Genomic DNA, 12,266 nt, shown 5'->3' with positions numbered 1-12,266 from the left:
AACATGTTTATATATAGTGAATATGTATTTCTACTATTATATGAATACCATCTGAAGGACAGCTTGCAAACAAACTGCCAATTTCATTAAACCCCCGGGCTTTTCAATTTTGGAGAGCCCGTTTTTGTTTATTTCTCCCTTCTATGCCTCTTCCTTGAATATTTCATGAACAAATTCACAATGTCCCTAAAGTTCCGGGCACCAAAACCGATATTAACCATAGACAAGCTAGTAAAAAAGGATTTGGTGAAAACTATGGATAAAACTTCGTTAATCGGTATTATTCTTGCTTTTGTGGCATTGAGTGTGGGAATGGTTCTGAAAGGCGTCAGCTTCAACGCGCTTGCAAACCCCGCCGCCATTTTAATTATTATCGCCGGGACAATCTCAGCAGTCGTTATTGCGTTCCCAACAAAAGAAATTAAAAAAGTGCCTGCGCTGTTCCGAGTGCTATTTAAGGAAAATAAACAGCTGACAATAGAGGAACTCATTCCTATGTTCTCTGAATGGGCCCAGCTTGCACGCCGTGAAGGTCTGCTTGCTTTAGAAGCAAGCATTGAGGATGTAGATGATGCTTTCTTGAAAAACGGGCTCAGCATGGCTGTTGACGGACAAAGCGCGGAATTTATCAGAGATATCATGACAGAGGAAGTCGAAGCAATGGAGGACAGGCACCAAGCCGGAGCCGCTATCTTTACACAAGCGGGAACGTACGCGCCGACACTTGGAGTACTCGGCGCTGTAATCGGGCTAATTGCCGCCCTCTCTCATATGGATAACACAGATGAGCTTGGGCACGCAATCAGTGCTGCCTTTGTTGCCACACTTCTCGGTATCTTCACAGGGTATGTGTTATGGCATCCCTTCGCAAATAAATTAAAGCGAAAATCAAAACAAGAAGTAAAACTGCGTGAAGTCATGATTGAAGGTGTGTTATCCGTTTTAGAAGGACAGGCACCGAAAGTCATCGAACAAAAGCTTTTAATGTATCTTCCTGCGAAGGACCGCTTGAAATTTGCAGAACAAGGAGAGGCGCAAAATGGCGAGAAAAAAGAAGAAGAAGCATGAGGACGAGCACGTTGATGAATCATGGCTCGTGCCTTACGCCGACATCCTTACTCTTCTCCTGGCATTGTTTATTGTGCTGTACGCGAGCAGCTCAATTGACGCAGCTAAGTTTCAAATGCTTTCAAAATCATTTAATGAAGTCTTTACAGGCGGCACTGGCGTACTGGACTACTCCAGTGTCACTCCTCCTGAAAACGAGTCAGACGGCATCGATGAAGTGAAAAAGGAAAAAGAAGAGAAAGAGAAAAACAAGAAAGAAAAAGAAAAAGCAGCTGATCAAGAAGAACTTAAAAATGTGAAGAGCCAGGTGGAAAAATTCATCAAAGATAAAAAGCTGGAACATCAGCTTGAGACGAAGATGACTAGTGAAGGCCTCCTGATTACGATTAAAGACAGTATCTTCTTTGACTCTGGAAAAGCGATCATTCGTAAGGAAGATGTACCGCTTGCAAAGGAGATTTCAAATCTTCTTGTGATTAACCCGCCAAGAAATATCATTATCAGCGGACATACTGATAATATGCCAATTAAAAATTCTGAATTCCAATCAAACTGGCATTTAAGCGTCATGAGAGCGGTAAACTTTATGGGGCTTTTGATTGAAAACCCCAAGCTCGATGCAAAAGTGTTCAGTGCCAAGGGTTATGGCGAGTACAAACCGGTGGCTTCCAACAAAACTGCGGAAGGCCGAAGCAAAAACCGGCGGGTTGAAGTTCTCATCCTGCCAAGAGGCGCAGCGGAAACAAATGAAAAATAGAAAAAAAGGAAGCCCTGTGACATATCAGGCTTCCTTTTTTTACTTATTGTGAAACTGTTTTGCGTTTAACCCTACTCTTTTTAACATTTCAGTGCACATCTCTACCTCTTCTTCGCTTAATACGCTGATCATTTCATCAATTTCAGCAGCGTGATCAGGGAAAATATCGTTCAAAAGACCGATGCCTTTTTCAGTAATTTGTGCAAATGTCACCCGTCTGTCTGTAGGAGAAGCTTTCCGAATGAGAAGTTCTTTTTGCTCCAGCTTATCTACAACGTATGTGATGCTCCCGCTAGCCAATAGAATTTTATCCCCTATCTGCTGCAGCGGCTGATCGCCTTTATGATATAAAAGCTCTAGTACAGCAAATTCAGTCGGATTCAGCCCGTGCTTATGAATATGCTTATTCATATGATCATTAATAGACCGATACGCGCGCGACAGCACGATAAATAACTTCAGTGATTTTTCTGTCATGTCTCAATCATCCTTTTAGAAACCGTTACAGAGAAACATTAATAAACAAAGACCAAAATGTCAATAAAAATCTTTCCAATATTTCTCTTCTTTTTTAAAATGTTAGCTGCTCAACATCTTTTTCTAATTTTTTTGGTTATTTTTTCTTATTAAAGAAGAAGAAACAATGATATAATACCTCTAATCAGGTGTATGTTGGAGCGATGCAAATTGAAAATACTAAAAGGCGCCTGCGGGAGAGTCAAACTTTATATCATACTGGTCGTGATTCCGGCAATCGTCATCAGCTTTTTCGTATACGAAAAAGAAAAAGATACAATAGCTGCAGAACATAAGCAAGAAGCAAGTGTCCTGCTAAACCTTCACCGCAATAAAATCAATTATTTAATCGGAGAAACAATGGCGCGAATGACCTCCTTGTCCATCGCCATTGACAGACCGGTTGATATAAAGAAAATGCAGTCGATTTTGGAAAAGACCTTTGATTCAGAGCCGAGATTTTCCGGCCTCTATTTTCTAAATGCCAAAGGAGACGTCACCGCAAGCACAACCGAATTAAAAACGAAAGTAAACCTGGCCGACAGATCTTTTTTTACAAAAGCAAAGGAAACAAAAAAGACAGTCATTTCAGATAGTTATTCGAGCAGAATTACAGGACAGCCCATTTTTACAATTTGTGTCCCTGTTTTGGACTCAAAACAAAATGTGACAGATTATCTTGTCGCAGCTATTCAAATTGATTATTTGAAAAATCTCATTAACTTGCTGAGCCCTGATGTTTATATTGAAGTCGTGAACCAAGACGGGAAAATGATTTTTGAGAGCGGACAGGCCTCCCATGTAAAAGATCAGAAACCTGTCAGCGGATATTTGGATGATATAAGCTGGAATATGAAAGTATATCCGAACCCTGTCACCATAGAAGAATTGACAAAAAGCCTTGTACTTCCGCTTTCATGCAGTATTGTGCTGCTGAATATCCTTTTTATTCTCGTGCTGTATTATTTGCTGAAGCGCCAGACCCAGCTGGAGCGCTCAGAAAATGAGGCGCAAAAATTAGAGCTGATCGGGACGCTTGCGGCCAGCACAGCCCATGAAATCCGTAACCCTCTCACAGGGATAAGCGGCTTTATTCAGCTGTTGCAGAAGAAATATAAAGGTGAGGAAGATCAGCTTTACTTCTCCATTATCGAACAGGAGATCAAGCGCATCAATCAAATTGTGAGTGAGTTTCTCGTTCTCGGCAAGCCGACAGCTGAAAAATGGGAACTGAACTCGCTTCAGGACATTATCGGAGAAATTATGCCGATCATCTATTCTGAGGGGAACCTATACAATGTTGAAGTCGAATTACAGTATTTAACCGAGCAGCCCTTACTCGTAAAATGTACAAAAGATCATATTAAACAAGTGATTTTAAATGTGGCAAAAAATGGACTTGAGTCAATGCCTGAAGGAGGCAAACTGACGATCTCCCTGGGAGCTTTAGATAAAAAAGCCATAATCAAAGTTGTGGATAACGGTGAAGGGATTTCTCAGGAAATGCTGGATCACATCTTCCTTCCCTTTGTTACTTCTAAAGAAAAAGGAACCGGTCTCGGTCTTGTCGTTTGTAAACGGATCGTGCTGATGTACGGAGGCTCTATTCATATTGAAAGTGAAGTGCGAAGAGGCACAGAGGTGACAATTACCCTCCCCGTGTCCGCTTCATAACCCCCTGACCTTGTCAGGAGGGTTTTTTTATCTTCGTGACCGGGCATTTCCATTCGACTTGCCTGCTGGACTGCCGGAAAAAAGGATTTTGATGAAACGCAGCAGCATTTTCAGAAGCCAAAAAACCATAAAAAATACTAAAAAACCCTTTATGCCTTCTGTGGCATCTAAAAACTCCATATTCCCTCTCCCCGTCACTTTTTGCTGAATCTCAATCGCAAATACGATCACAATGATAACTGTAACAGTATAGATAAAGGACAAGGCTGTTATACTCCATTTAGAAAGCCACGTAAACACAACATGAGTGAAACCGAAAAAAAGAATGCCAAAAATGCCGATCACCCAAAAATGCATTTCTTTGTCAGTTAAGTGAATGCCGAATATTCCGCATATAGAAATAAAAGCATCATGAAATTGATTGATCATTTCAGTAATAAGAATCGCCAGTTCTTTCATTAGTTCCCTCTTTCATATGAAATTTTCCAGAAAAAAAGAGCGCTTCTGAAAAGCTCTCTCTCTTTATATATGCATCTGATAGGCCGCTATTTATTTGCATCATATGCTGGCATAACATCTCTGCGGGGCCACAAGCCTAATTTCTTTACAAGACCTTGAATCCCTTGGGAATGTTGGTTTTCTTGCATAAGCTGGTGATATTCATTTATTAAACAATCCAGCTCCTGACTGTGCCTGATCGTGTCATGCCCTGTAAATCCCTGCTTTCTAGCGGCATCTATCATTAACTTTCTTTTTTCATCAATAGACACCAACAATCTTTCTTGTTCAGAAGAACCGCCCATTCACTTCACCCCTCGCCGCTAAGAAATAGGAAACAAGTTTGATTGGGTTATTGTGCATTATTACAGATTATACTTTATTTGTAAACATATTTTCATTAAATAAGTTAATTTTTCAGGTATAATAGATATATTGATAGGATTAGAAAAACAATACCCAGGTGAAGAATATCTTAAACACGCCGCCAGGCAGGAGGTATGCCCAATGAAGAAAAAGAAAGCAATAATGCTCGGAGCGGCAGGCGGAAAAGCGATTTTAAAGAGGAAAAACCGAAAAAAATGTATCCAGCACATCACTACTTTTTTTCAGATGATTCGCGATTGGCGAAATGGCAATTACCCTCGTTCACAGGTTAAAACACTTTTGCTGCTAACTGCTGCCATCTTGTATATCGTCATGCCGCTCGATATCATTCCAGACGTTATACTAGGTCTTGGGTTTATTGACGATGCAGCTGTCTTAGGTTTCATTTGGATGCTAATTAAAAAAGAACTGTCACAGTATGAAAAGTGGCGTTTGCAATAAATAAAAAAAAGCCCCGTTCGGTGAACGGGGCTTTCTCATGCTTATTGACTCACGCTGTTTTTTTCATAAATCGGAACCCAGCCTTCAGTTGTGACAAAAATTCTCACCGCGACAACTTTGCGGTCCTCCTGAAGCGTGAAGTAATGGCGGATATTCTCAGGCACGGAGATTAAATCTCCAGGGTTCAAACGGACATCAAAAAACGTGCCGTCCTTGCCTTGAATGACAAAAATACCGTGTCCGCTTACGATAAAACGAACCTCATCGTCTGTATGGTGATGCTCTCTTTTAAAATTTTCAAGCAGTTCATCAAGTTTCGGGTTGCTGTCTGACAATGAAATAACATCCTGTGCTTTGTAGCCCCGGCGGGTTGAGATGTCTTTAATTTCAGTTTCAAAGGTATCAAGAATTTGCTGTTTTTCTTCTTCTGTCAAATCATATTTCTCTGAGAGATGTTCCGGAAGCTTCGCGATATCCCATTGCTCATAAATAACCTCTTGACTGTCCAGAAAGCTTGCTACTTCCTCTTGATGTTCAATCGTTGTATTTGCCTCATCATGAATTCGAATTGTAGCCATTTCAATTCCTCCTTTTATTTAACCAGCTGATGCTGAAGGGTTTTCAATTTTAAATGGTAGCTGAACAAAAATTCAAACGCTTCAAGCACTCTTTTTGCTTCAAATGCTGTTCTCCCCCATGCGGTAATACCGTGATTGCGGATCAGAACAGCTCCTGAATCTTCTGAAACTTCTTTCTCAAACAGTGCCGCGAGCGTCGGAATATGAGCCGGATTTTCAATGATCGGAATGGTCACTTCTGCATTCTCGTCCCATAAGCCGAGTGCTTTTATAATTTCCTGGCCTCTGAATGTGATTTTCTTTTGGTCTCCGTATATCTCTGAAATCACATTATTGTTTACCGTATGGACATGCAGGCAGCATCCGGCATTGGTTTTATTGTACAAATGTGTATGAAGCAGTGTTTCCGCTGACGGTTTCAGAGAATGCCCGCTTTCAGCGGGCTCTCCGTTTTGGTCGACCAAAAGAAAATCCTCATCCGTCTCTTTGCGTTTATCTTTTCCGCTTGCAGTGACGAGAAATGTTAAAGGCTCATCAGTAACCTTAATGGACAGATTGCCGCTAGTCGCCGGAAACCAATCTCTCTCTGCCAATTCCCGTTTTACTTCAGCGAGCTCTCGCCATCGTTCTTGTTTTGCAGCCATTCCTGTACCTCCGTTACATTCTCAATTTCTTTTCTTATCTCATAAAAATCTTGATACGGGAGATGATTGAGGTTTTGCTCCTGGCATTCGTTTAATAAATAATCTCTTGCAAAGCATAAGTCAGACAGCTTTGCTGCCTCCACATCTGTAACCGAATCACCGATCATGATGATATATTGGTTTGGTTCAGAAAGTTCATGGATAACCGACGGCTTACAGCACCCGCATTGATTGCTGCATGTTCCCTTGCAAGAATGAGGCCAGTCAATATGAATATAGTCGTTGTCAAATGACGCATGATTGCAATAAACGCGGTCTTTCTCCACAATGCCTTCAAGCAAAGGATATACAAAAAAGTCCATTCCTCCGCTTATGACATAAAACGGAATCTCATTCTCATTGATAAACGCTACAAATTCCCGAAAGCCTTCCCTGATTTTTGCATCTTCCAATACAAAACTTGTAATCTCTTCTTTTAAACGGCTGGGCAGCAGGCTGAACATCCGCCCGACACCTTCCTTGATCGACAGCTTTTTGGAAAGTACGCCGTCTTTTAATTCCACCCACTCCGGCGGAGCGAATGTTTTCATGATATTTATAATGTTGTCGTTCATCGTGATGGTTCCGTCAAAATCACATATAATCAAAGGTTTTCGAGTCGTCATACGGCTTCAGCCTTTCCCCATTTGTCTAGCGCAAGCTTAAGATCCTTGCATTGTTCGGCTTTTTCATCAATCGGCTGGGCTTCTAAGACCGCATCAATTATGGCTCTGAACGCACGCCCCCCGCCTTGGGCACCGTTCGGATGTCCATGTACGCCTCCTCCGGCGTTAATGATATGATCTATGCCGAAATCACGCATTAATAGCGGAACCATGCCGGGGTGAATGCCTGCTGACGGAACGGCAAATGTTTGGTTAAAAGCATCCTCTCTCACACATTCTTCATGAATGGCCAGCGCATCAGCTCTTGGCAGCGCAACCGAACCATATGGAGACGGAAAGAGGCTGAAGTCAGCACCGCAATATCGGTTTAATTTCCCGAGTAAAAGTGCATGAGAAAATCCGTAAAACGGAGAAGATGTAAAGGCCCCGCTGACCGCTGGATGCGCCATAATCGGAATTGCGATTTCAGGATCTTCCGCAAGGCTTTGCATAACGTCCAAGCCGTAAGCGAAGACATTAAACAAAAGCGCATCAGCCCCCAATTCGGCAGCACGTCTCGCTTTGTCTTTCAGATCAGCCGTGCGTCCAGTCAAATTCACCGCATACAGCGTTTTATGTCCGGTTTGCTCATACGTTTCTTTTAATATTTGCTTTCCTTCTGTAATTCTTGTTTCAAAAGGCGCTAGACCTGTCTCAAAGAAAATTTCATCGTCTTTAATCAAGTCAACTCCGCCAAGCGCCTGCTGTCGAAGCTGTTCTTTAATATCACTCAGGTCCCTTCCGATTACACCTTTAAATATGCTCATTAACAGCGGTCTTTCAAACTCTCCCAGCAGCTTCCGGATGCCGTATACGCCAAACTTTGGTCCCGGAAGTACACGCTTAAATGCTTCAGAGAAGTGAAGATCGATTAATTTGATTTTTCCGTCCAAGGACAGCTTGCCAAACACTGTTGTCAGCAAAGCCGGAATATCCTGAGAGAAATTGATTTCAGGATAGGCAATTGTGATGACGGCTTGTTTTTCTGATACAGAAGATCCCTCTCTCTCCTCAACATTTATCACCCGCCCCTTGTGCTTTTGCATTTGCTCCTGCTTTACAAGAGGGAGATCAGTCCAGGAGCCTACTGTCAATCCTGTTGCAATTTGTTCTGCTTTCTTCTCTGTATCAGCTCCCGGTTCTGTTAGAAGATATGTTGCTAATAACTCACTCATCCCAGAGCTCCTTTCATTTTCATCCATATCAAAAAACCTCTTCAAACTGCAATCGCGTCTGAAGAGGTTTCGTTTCTCGTCCGAATCTTATCTCTCAGCCGCTAGCTGCAAGAATTAGCACCGTGCTTTATAAGTCGGTTGCCGGGCTTCATCGGGCTCGTCCCTCTGCCTGCTCTTGATAAGAAAATATAGATTTTATAAATTATTTTGAATTATCCCATCGTTATAGGGTCTTGTCAATGGTTTTTTGGGTAAACAGGTTTAGTTTGCCAATTCGATAAGCGGCTTCCTTGAGCCTTTCTTCACTTGTTAAAAGTCCGACTCTGACGTAGCCCTCTCCGTATTCACCGAAGCCGTTTCCAGCTGCAACCGCCACATTCGCTTTTTCCAGCAAAAGGTCTGAGAACTTCTCAGAAGTATAGCCTTCAGGTACAGGCAGCCATGCAAAAAATGACCCTGCTGGAGCTGTCACATCCCAGCCAATTTCACGGCATGCAGCAATCCAAGCGTTTCGCCTGCTCTCATATCGGGCATTTTGCTCTGCCACACACCTCTGATCAGCTAACAGTGCCTCTGCTGCAGCCTCCTGAGTGGCTCTGAAAAGACTGACAAACATATGGTCTTGATATAGATTGATCGCTTCAATGACCGAAGCGTTTCCGACGGCAAAGCCAACCCGCCATCCTGCCATGTTATACGTTTTTGACAGCGTGTAAATTTCAATTCCAATATCCTTTGCACCTTCAGTCTGCAAAAAGCTTAAAGGCTTACAGCCGTCAAACCCTACAGCGCCGTAAGCAAAATCATGAACGACGCAGATTCCGTTTTCTTTTGCAAAGCTCACGGTTTCTTCAAAGAATTTAGAGGTAGCAACAGCTCCAGTCGGATTATTCGGATAATTTAAATACATCAATTTCGCTTGTTCTCTCACCTGAGCGGGGATGCTGCTGTAATCGGGAAGAAACGCCCTGTCCTTTACGAGCGGCATCATTTCCATCTTCGCTTTCGCGAGTGTGACACCAGACCAGTAATCAGGGTAGCCCGGATCGGGAACTAAGATCGTATCACCGGGATTCAACAAGCATTGCGGGAGCTCGACAAGACCGGCTTTTCCGCCGAATAAAACAGCGACTTCGGTTTCCGGATCCAGATCAATGCCGTACTCTCTTTTGTAAAATGCAGCAGCCGCTGACTTTAGGCTGTATGAGCCGCGAAAAGATGAATATTTATGATTCTCAGGATCAGCAACAGCTCGTTTCATTTCCTCGACGATATGTTCCGGTGTCGGCTGATCTGGATTTCCCTGTCCTAGATTGATAACGTCGTGTCCCTCTGCGAGCTTTCGGTTCACTTTCTGCACCAGGGAAGCGAAGAATTGTTTAGGCAATTCCTTTAATACATGAGACTGTTCAAATTTCATCTATTCTCACCTTCTAAAAAAATCTTGAAATGATAGTCCATCATCATATATGGTTAAATGAAAAAAGTAAAGAAAAATTTGGGGTGTTAAAAAGATGAAATGGACGATATCTTGTCTTCAATTTGATATTTCATATGGTAAACCTTCGGAAAATATAAAAAAGGCTGAATTTTTGATCGAAAAAGAAAGCAAACATGCTGATGTTCTTGTTCTGCCTGAATTATGGACGACCGGATATGATCTGGCCAATCTTGATGAACTCGCTGATGAAGACGGCCATTTTGTTCAGAGCTGGCTGAAGAAAACGGCAAAAAAACATGGAGTTCATCTTGTCGCCGGATCGGTCGCTGTCAGAAAGGATTCTGATGTTTATAATACAATGTACATCGCGGATAAGGAAGGGCAAATCATTAAAGAGTACAGAAAAGCCCATCTTTTTCAGCTGATGGATGAGCATTTGTATTTATCAGCCGGTTCCGAAGATGGATGCTTTGAGCTTGACGGCGTCAAAAGCACAGGATTGATCTGCTATGATATCCGTTTTCCGGAGTGGATCAGAAAACATACGACAAAAGGTGCCAACGTGCTGTTTATTTCCGCGGAATGGCCTCTCCCCCGCCTTGATCATTGGAGAAGCCTGCTTATTGCCCGTGCCATTGAAAATCAATGCTTTGTCGCAGCCTGCAATTGCACTGGTTCAAATCCGGATAATGAATTTGCAGGCCATAGCCTGATTATTGATCCATGGGGGCGTGTACTTGCTGAAGGCGGCCGTGAGGAAGGCATAGTCCGTGCGGAAATCGACCTTCATAAAAGTGTCGAGGTGCGGGAGAGCATCCCTGTTTTCGATGATATCAGAAAAGATTTATATTAAAAAATATATTGACAACTTATTAAAACACCTGTTAGTATGTTCATCAACTGATAAATTAGAATTGTTTAACAAATGAATATATTCTCTTATCGAGAGTTGGGCGAGGGATTTGGCCTTTTGACCCCAACAGCAACCGACCGTAATTCCATTGTGAAATGGGGCGCATCTTTTTCGCGCCGAGACGCTTGTCTCTTAAGGCACGGTGCTAATTCCATTCAGATCTGATCTGAGAGATAAGAGAGGCGGACATAGATGTTAAGCCTCCTTCTCTCTGAGAAGGAGGCTTTTTTACGGCCACATATTAAGTGATTACATAATTGGAGGTTATGATGATGGCAGTCACAAAAACACCTTTATACGAAACGTTAAATGAAAGTTCCGCTGTGGCGTTGGCTGTGAAGCTCGGCTTATTTCCAAGCAAAAGCACCCTGACATGTCAGGAGATCGGCGATGGCAACTTAAATTACGTTTTTCATATTTATGATCAAGAACATAACAAAGCATTGATCATTAAACAGGCGGTTCCTTATGCAAAAGTGGTGGGAGAAAGCTGGCCGCTCACAATCGATCGTGCAAGAATCGAAAGCAGCGCTCTCATCCGTCAGGGCGAGCATGTGCCTCACTTGGTTCCAAGAGTGTTTTACTCTGATACGGAAATGGCGGTTACCGTCATGGAGGATCTCTCTCACCTAAAAATCGCAAGAAAAGGACTCATTGCGGGTGAAAATTATCCGCACCTGTCACGGCACATCGGTGAATTTTTAGGAAAAACACTTTTCTACTCATCAGATTACGCGCTTGAACCTAAGGTGAAAAAACAGCTTGTTAAACAGTTTACAAACCCTGAGCTATGCGACATTACGGAAAGACTTGTTTTTACAGATCCTTTCTTCGACCATGACACAAATGATTTTGAAGAAGAGCTTCGTCCTTTTGTCGAGAAGCTTTGGAATAATGACAACGTTAAAATCGAAGCCGCTAAGCTGAAAAAGTCATTTTTAACGTCTGCGGAAACGTTGATTCATGGTGATTTGCATACAGGAAGCATTTTCGCAAGTGAGCACGAAACAAAGGTGATTGATCCTGAGTTTGCTTTTTACGGACCGATCGGCTTTGATGTAGGGCAATTTATCGCCAACTTATTTTTGAACGCACTCAGCCGTGACGGGGCTGACAGAGAGCCGTTATATGAACATGTCAACCAGCTCTGGGAAACGTTTGAAGAGACGTTTAGTGAAGCCTGGCAGAAGGACAGTCTGGATGTTTACGCCAACATCGACGGTTACCTCACTGATACGCTCAGCCATATTTTTGAAGAAGCAATCGGATTTGCGGGCTGTGAGCTGATACGACGCACGATCGGCCTTGCCCATGTAGCTGACCTGGATACGATCGTGCCGTTTGATAAACGAATCGGCAGAAAACGGCTGGCGCTCGAAACCGGCACAGCCTTTATCGAAAAACGTTCGGAATTCAAAACGATAACAGATGTGATTGAATTATTTAAGTTACTTGTAAAGGAATGATCCA

General features: G+C 42.6%; 14 protein-coding genes and 2 riboswitches. Of the genes, 6 read left to right on the top strand and 8 right to left on the bottom strand.

The genetic code is table 11. The annotated features are described in order from the left end of the window. Positions 1-255: 255 nt before the first annotated feature. Entirely contained in the window at positions 256-1,068 is an 813-nt protein-coding gene (gene motA / locus C1T29_RS08355; RefSeq protein WP_014663751.1) for a flagellar motor stator protein MotA, read from the top strand. Further along, positions 1,040-1,825, top strand: coding sequence for a flagellar motor protein MotB (gene motB, locus C1T29_RS08350; RefSeq protein WP_095431430.1), 786 nt, complete (start codon positions 1,040-1,042; stop codon positions 1,823-1,825). The genes motA and motB overlap by 29 nt, the downstream gene beginning before the upstream one ends. Before the next feature lie 39 nt (positions 1,826-1,864). On the opposite strand, the gene mhqR is transcribed toward motB, so the two are convergent. Further along, positions 1,865-2,302: a MarR family transcriptional regulator MhqR gene (gene mhqR, locus C1T29_RS08345; RefSeq protein WP_003232475.1), complete on the bottom strand. Its 438-nt coding sequence runs from the start codon at positions 2,300-2,302 to the stop codon at positions 1,865-1,867. Positions 2,303-2,494: 192 nt separating this feature from the next. On the opposite strand from mhqR, the gene kinD reads away from it, so the two are divergent. Beyond that, positions 2,495-4,015: a sporulation kinase KinD gene (gene kinD, locus C1T29_RS08340; protein WP_103748838.1), complete on the top strand. Its 1,521-nt coding sequence runs from the start codon at positions 2,495-2,497 to the stop codon at positions 4,013-4,015. A 27-nt stretch (positions 4,016-4,042) separates the two neighbouring features. On the opposite strand, the gene C1T29_RS08335 is transcribed toward kinD, so the two are convergent. Together C1T29_RS08335 and spo0E are read right to left on the bottom strand one after the other, a co-directional pair. Further along, positions 4,043-4,474 carry a hypothetical protein gene (locus tag C1T29_RS08335; protein ID WP_103748839.1) on the bottom strand — a complete coding sequence of 144 codons (432 nt, stop codon included), beginning with the start codon at positions 4,472-4,474 and terminating at the stop codon, positions 4,043-4,045. 86 nt (positions 4,475-4,560) lie between these two features. Then, a complete protein-coding gene (gene spo0E, locus C1T29_RS08330; RefSeq protein WP_103748840.1) occupies positions 4,561-4,818 on the bottom strand; it encodes an aspartyl-phosphate phosphatase Spo0E in 258 nt (85 codons plus the stop codon). Between the two features lie 202 nt (positions 4,819-5,020). Between spo0E and C1T29_RS08325 the strand changes: the two genes are divergently transcribed. Continuing rightward, entirely contained in the window at positions 5,021-5,341 is a 321-nt protein-coding gene (locus tag C1T29_RS08325) for a YkvA family protein (protein WP_095431431.1), read from the top strand. Positions 5,342-5,382: 41 nt separating this feature from the next. On the opposite strand, the gene mtnD is transcribed toward C1T29_RS08325, so the two are convergent. The 5 genes from mtnD to mtnE all read right to left on the bottom strand — a co-directional run bounded on the left by mtnD (position 5,383) and on the right by mtnE (position 9,862). After that, positions 5,383-5,919: an acireductone dioxygenase gene (gene mtnD, locus C1T29_RS08320; RefSeq protein WP_069149500.1), complete on the bottom strand. Its 537-nt coding sequence runs from the start codon at positions 5,917-5,919 to the stop codon at positions 5,383-5,385. 14 nt (positions 5,920-5,933) lie between these two features. Continuing rightward, positions 5,934-6,563 carry a methylthioribulose 1-phosphate dehydratase gene (locus tag C1T29_RS08315; RefSeq protein WP_103748841.1) on the bottom strand — a complete coding sequence of 210 codons (630 nt, stop codon included), beginning with the start codon at positions 6,561-6,563 and terminating at the stop codon, positions 5,934-5,936. After that, positions 6,521-7,228: a 2-hydroxy-3-keto-5-methylthiopentenyl-1-phosphate phosphatase gene (mtnX, locus tag C1T29_RS08310; RefSeq protein ID WP_103748842.1), complete on the bottom strand. Its 708-nt coding sequence runs from the start codon at positions 7,226-7,228 to the stop codon at positions 6,521-6,523. The genes C1T29_RS08315 and mtnX overlap by 43 nt, the downstream gene beginning before the upstream one ends. After that, a complete protein-coding gene (gene mtnW / locus C1T29_RS08305; protein ID WP_041521503.1) occupies positions 7,225-8,442 on the bottom strand; it encodes a 2,3-diketo-5-methylthiopentyl-1-phosphate enolase in 1,218 nt (405 codons plus the stop codon). The genes mtnX and mtnW overlap by 4 nt, the downstream gene beginning before the upstream one ends. A gap of 84 nt (positions 8,443-8,526) precedes the next feature. Further along, positions 8,527-8,627: riboswitch (SAM riboswitch) on the bottom strand. Positions 8,628-8,665: 38 nt separating this feature from the next. Then, the gene (gene mtnE / locus C1T29_RS08300; protein WP_040083309.1) at positions 8,666-9,862 is read right to left on the bottom strand and encodes a methionine-glutamine aminotransferase; all 1,197 of its coding nucleotides are present in this window, start codon (positions 9,860-9,862) and stop codon (positions 8,666-8,668) included. Between the two features lie 94 nt (positions 9,863-9,956). On the opposite strand from mtnE, the gene C1T29_RS08295 reads away from it, so the two are divergent. After that, a complete protein-coding gene (locus tag C1T29_RS08295) occupies positions 9,957-10,736 on the top strand; it encodes a carbon-nitrogen family hydrolase (RefSeq protein ID WP_103748843.1) in 780 nt (259 codons plus the stop codon). 83 nt (positions 10,737-10,819) lie between these two features. Continuing rightward, positions 10,820-10,976, top strand: a riboswitch (SAM riboswitch). A gap of 92 nt (positions 10,977-11,068) precedes the next feature. Beyond that, the gene (gene mtnK / locus C1T29_RS08290; protein ID WP_142393696.1) at positions 11,069-12,262 is read left to right on the top strand and encodes an S-methyl-5-thioribose kinase; all 1,194 of its coding nucleotides are present in this window, start codon (positions 11,069-11,071) and stop codon (positions 12,260-12,262) included. Positions 12,263-12,266: the final 4 nt, after the last annotated feature.

The organism is Bacillus sp. MBGLi79, assembly GCF_002953915.1.
Note: the sequence above shows the minus strand (reverse complement) of the source record. Positions and strands in the feature narration are given on the sequence as shown.

Coding starts and splice junctions, on each gene's coding strand:
- motA (WP_014663751.1), top strand. CDS start 256: ATGGATAAAACTTCGTTAATCGGTATTATTCTTGCTTTTGTGGCATTG.
- motB (WP_095431430.1), top strand. CDS start 1,040: ATGGCGAGAAAAAAGAAGAAGAAGCATGAGGACGAGCACGTTGATGAA.
- mhqR (WP_003232475.1), bottom strand. CDS start 2,302: ATGACAGAAAAATCACTGAAGTTATTTATCGTGCTGTCGCGCGCGTAT.
- kinD (WP_103748838.1), top strand. CDS start 2,495: ATGTTGGAGCGATGCAAATTGAAAATACTAAAAGGCGCCTGCGGGAGA.
- C1T29_RS08335 (WP_103748839.1), bottom strand. CDS start 4,474: ATGAAAGAACTGGCGATTCTTATTACTGAAATGATCAATCAATTTCAT.
- spo0E (WP_103748840.1), bottom strand. CDS start 4,818: ATGGGCGGTTCTTCTGAACAAGAAAGATTGTTGGTGTCTATTGATGAA.
- C1T29_RS08325 (WP_095431431.1), top strand. CDS start 5,021: ATGAAGAAAAAGAAAGCAATAATGCTCGGAGCGGCAGGCGGAAAAGCG.
- mtnD (WP_069149500.1), bottom strand. CDS start 5,919: ATGGCTACAATTCGAATTCATGATGAGGCAAATACAACGATTGAACAT.
- C1T29_RS08315 (WP_103748841.1), bottom strand. CDS start 6,563: ATGGCTGCAAAACAAGAACGATGGCGAGAGCTCGCTGAAGTAAAACGG.
- mtnX (WP_103748842.1), bottom strand. CDS start 7,228: ATGACGACTCGAAAACCTTTGATTATATGTGATTTTGACGGAACCATC.
- mtnW (WP_041521503.1), bottom strand. CDS start 8,442: ATGAGTGAGTTATTAGCAACATATCTTCTAACAGAACCGGGAGCTGAT.
- mtnE (WP_040083309.1), bottom strand. CDS start 9,862: ATGAAATTTGAACAGTCTCATGTATTAAAGGAATTGCCTAAACAATTC.
- C1T29_RS08295 (WP_103748843.1), top strand. CDS start 9,957: ATGAAATGGACGATATCTTGTCTTCAATTTGATATTTCATATGGTAAA.
- mtnK (WP_142393696.1), top strand. CDS start 11,069: ATGGCAGTCACAAAAACACCTTTATACGAAACGTTAAATGAAAGTTCC.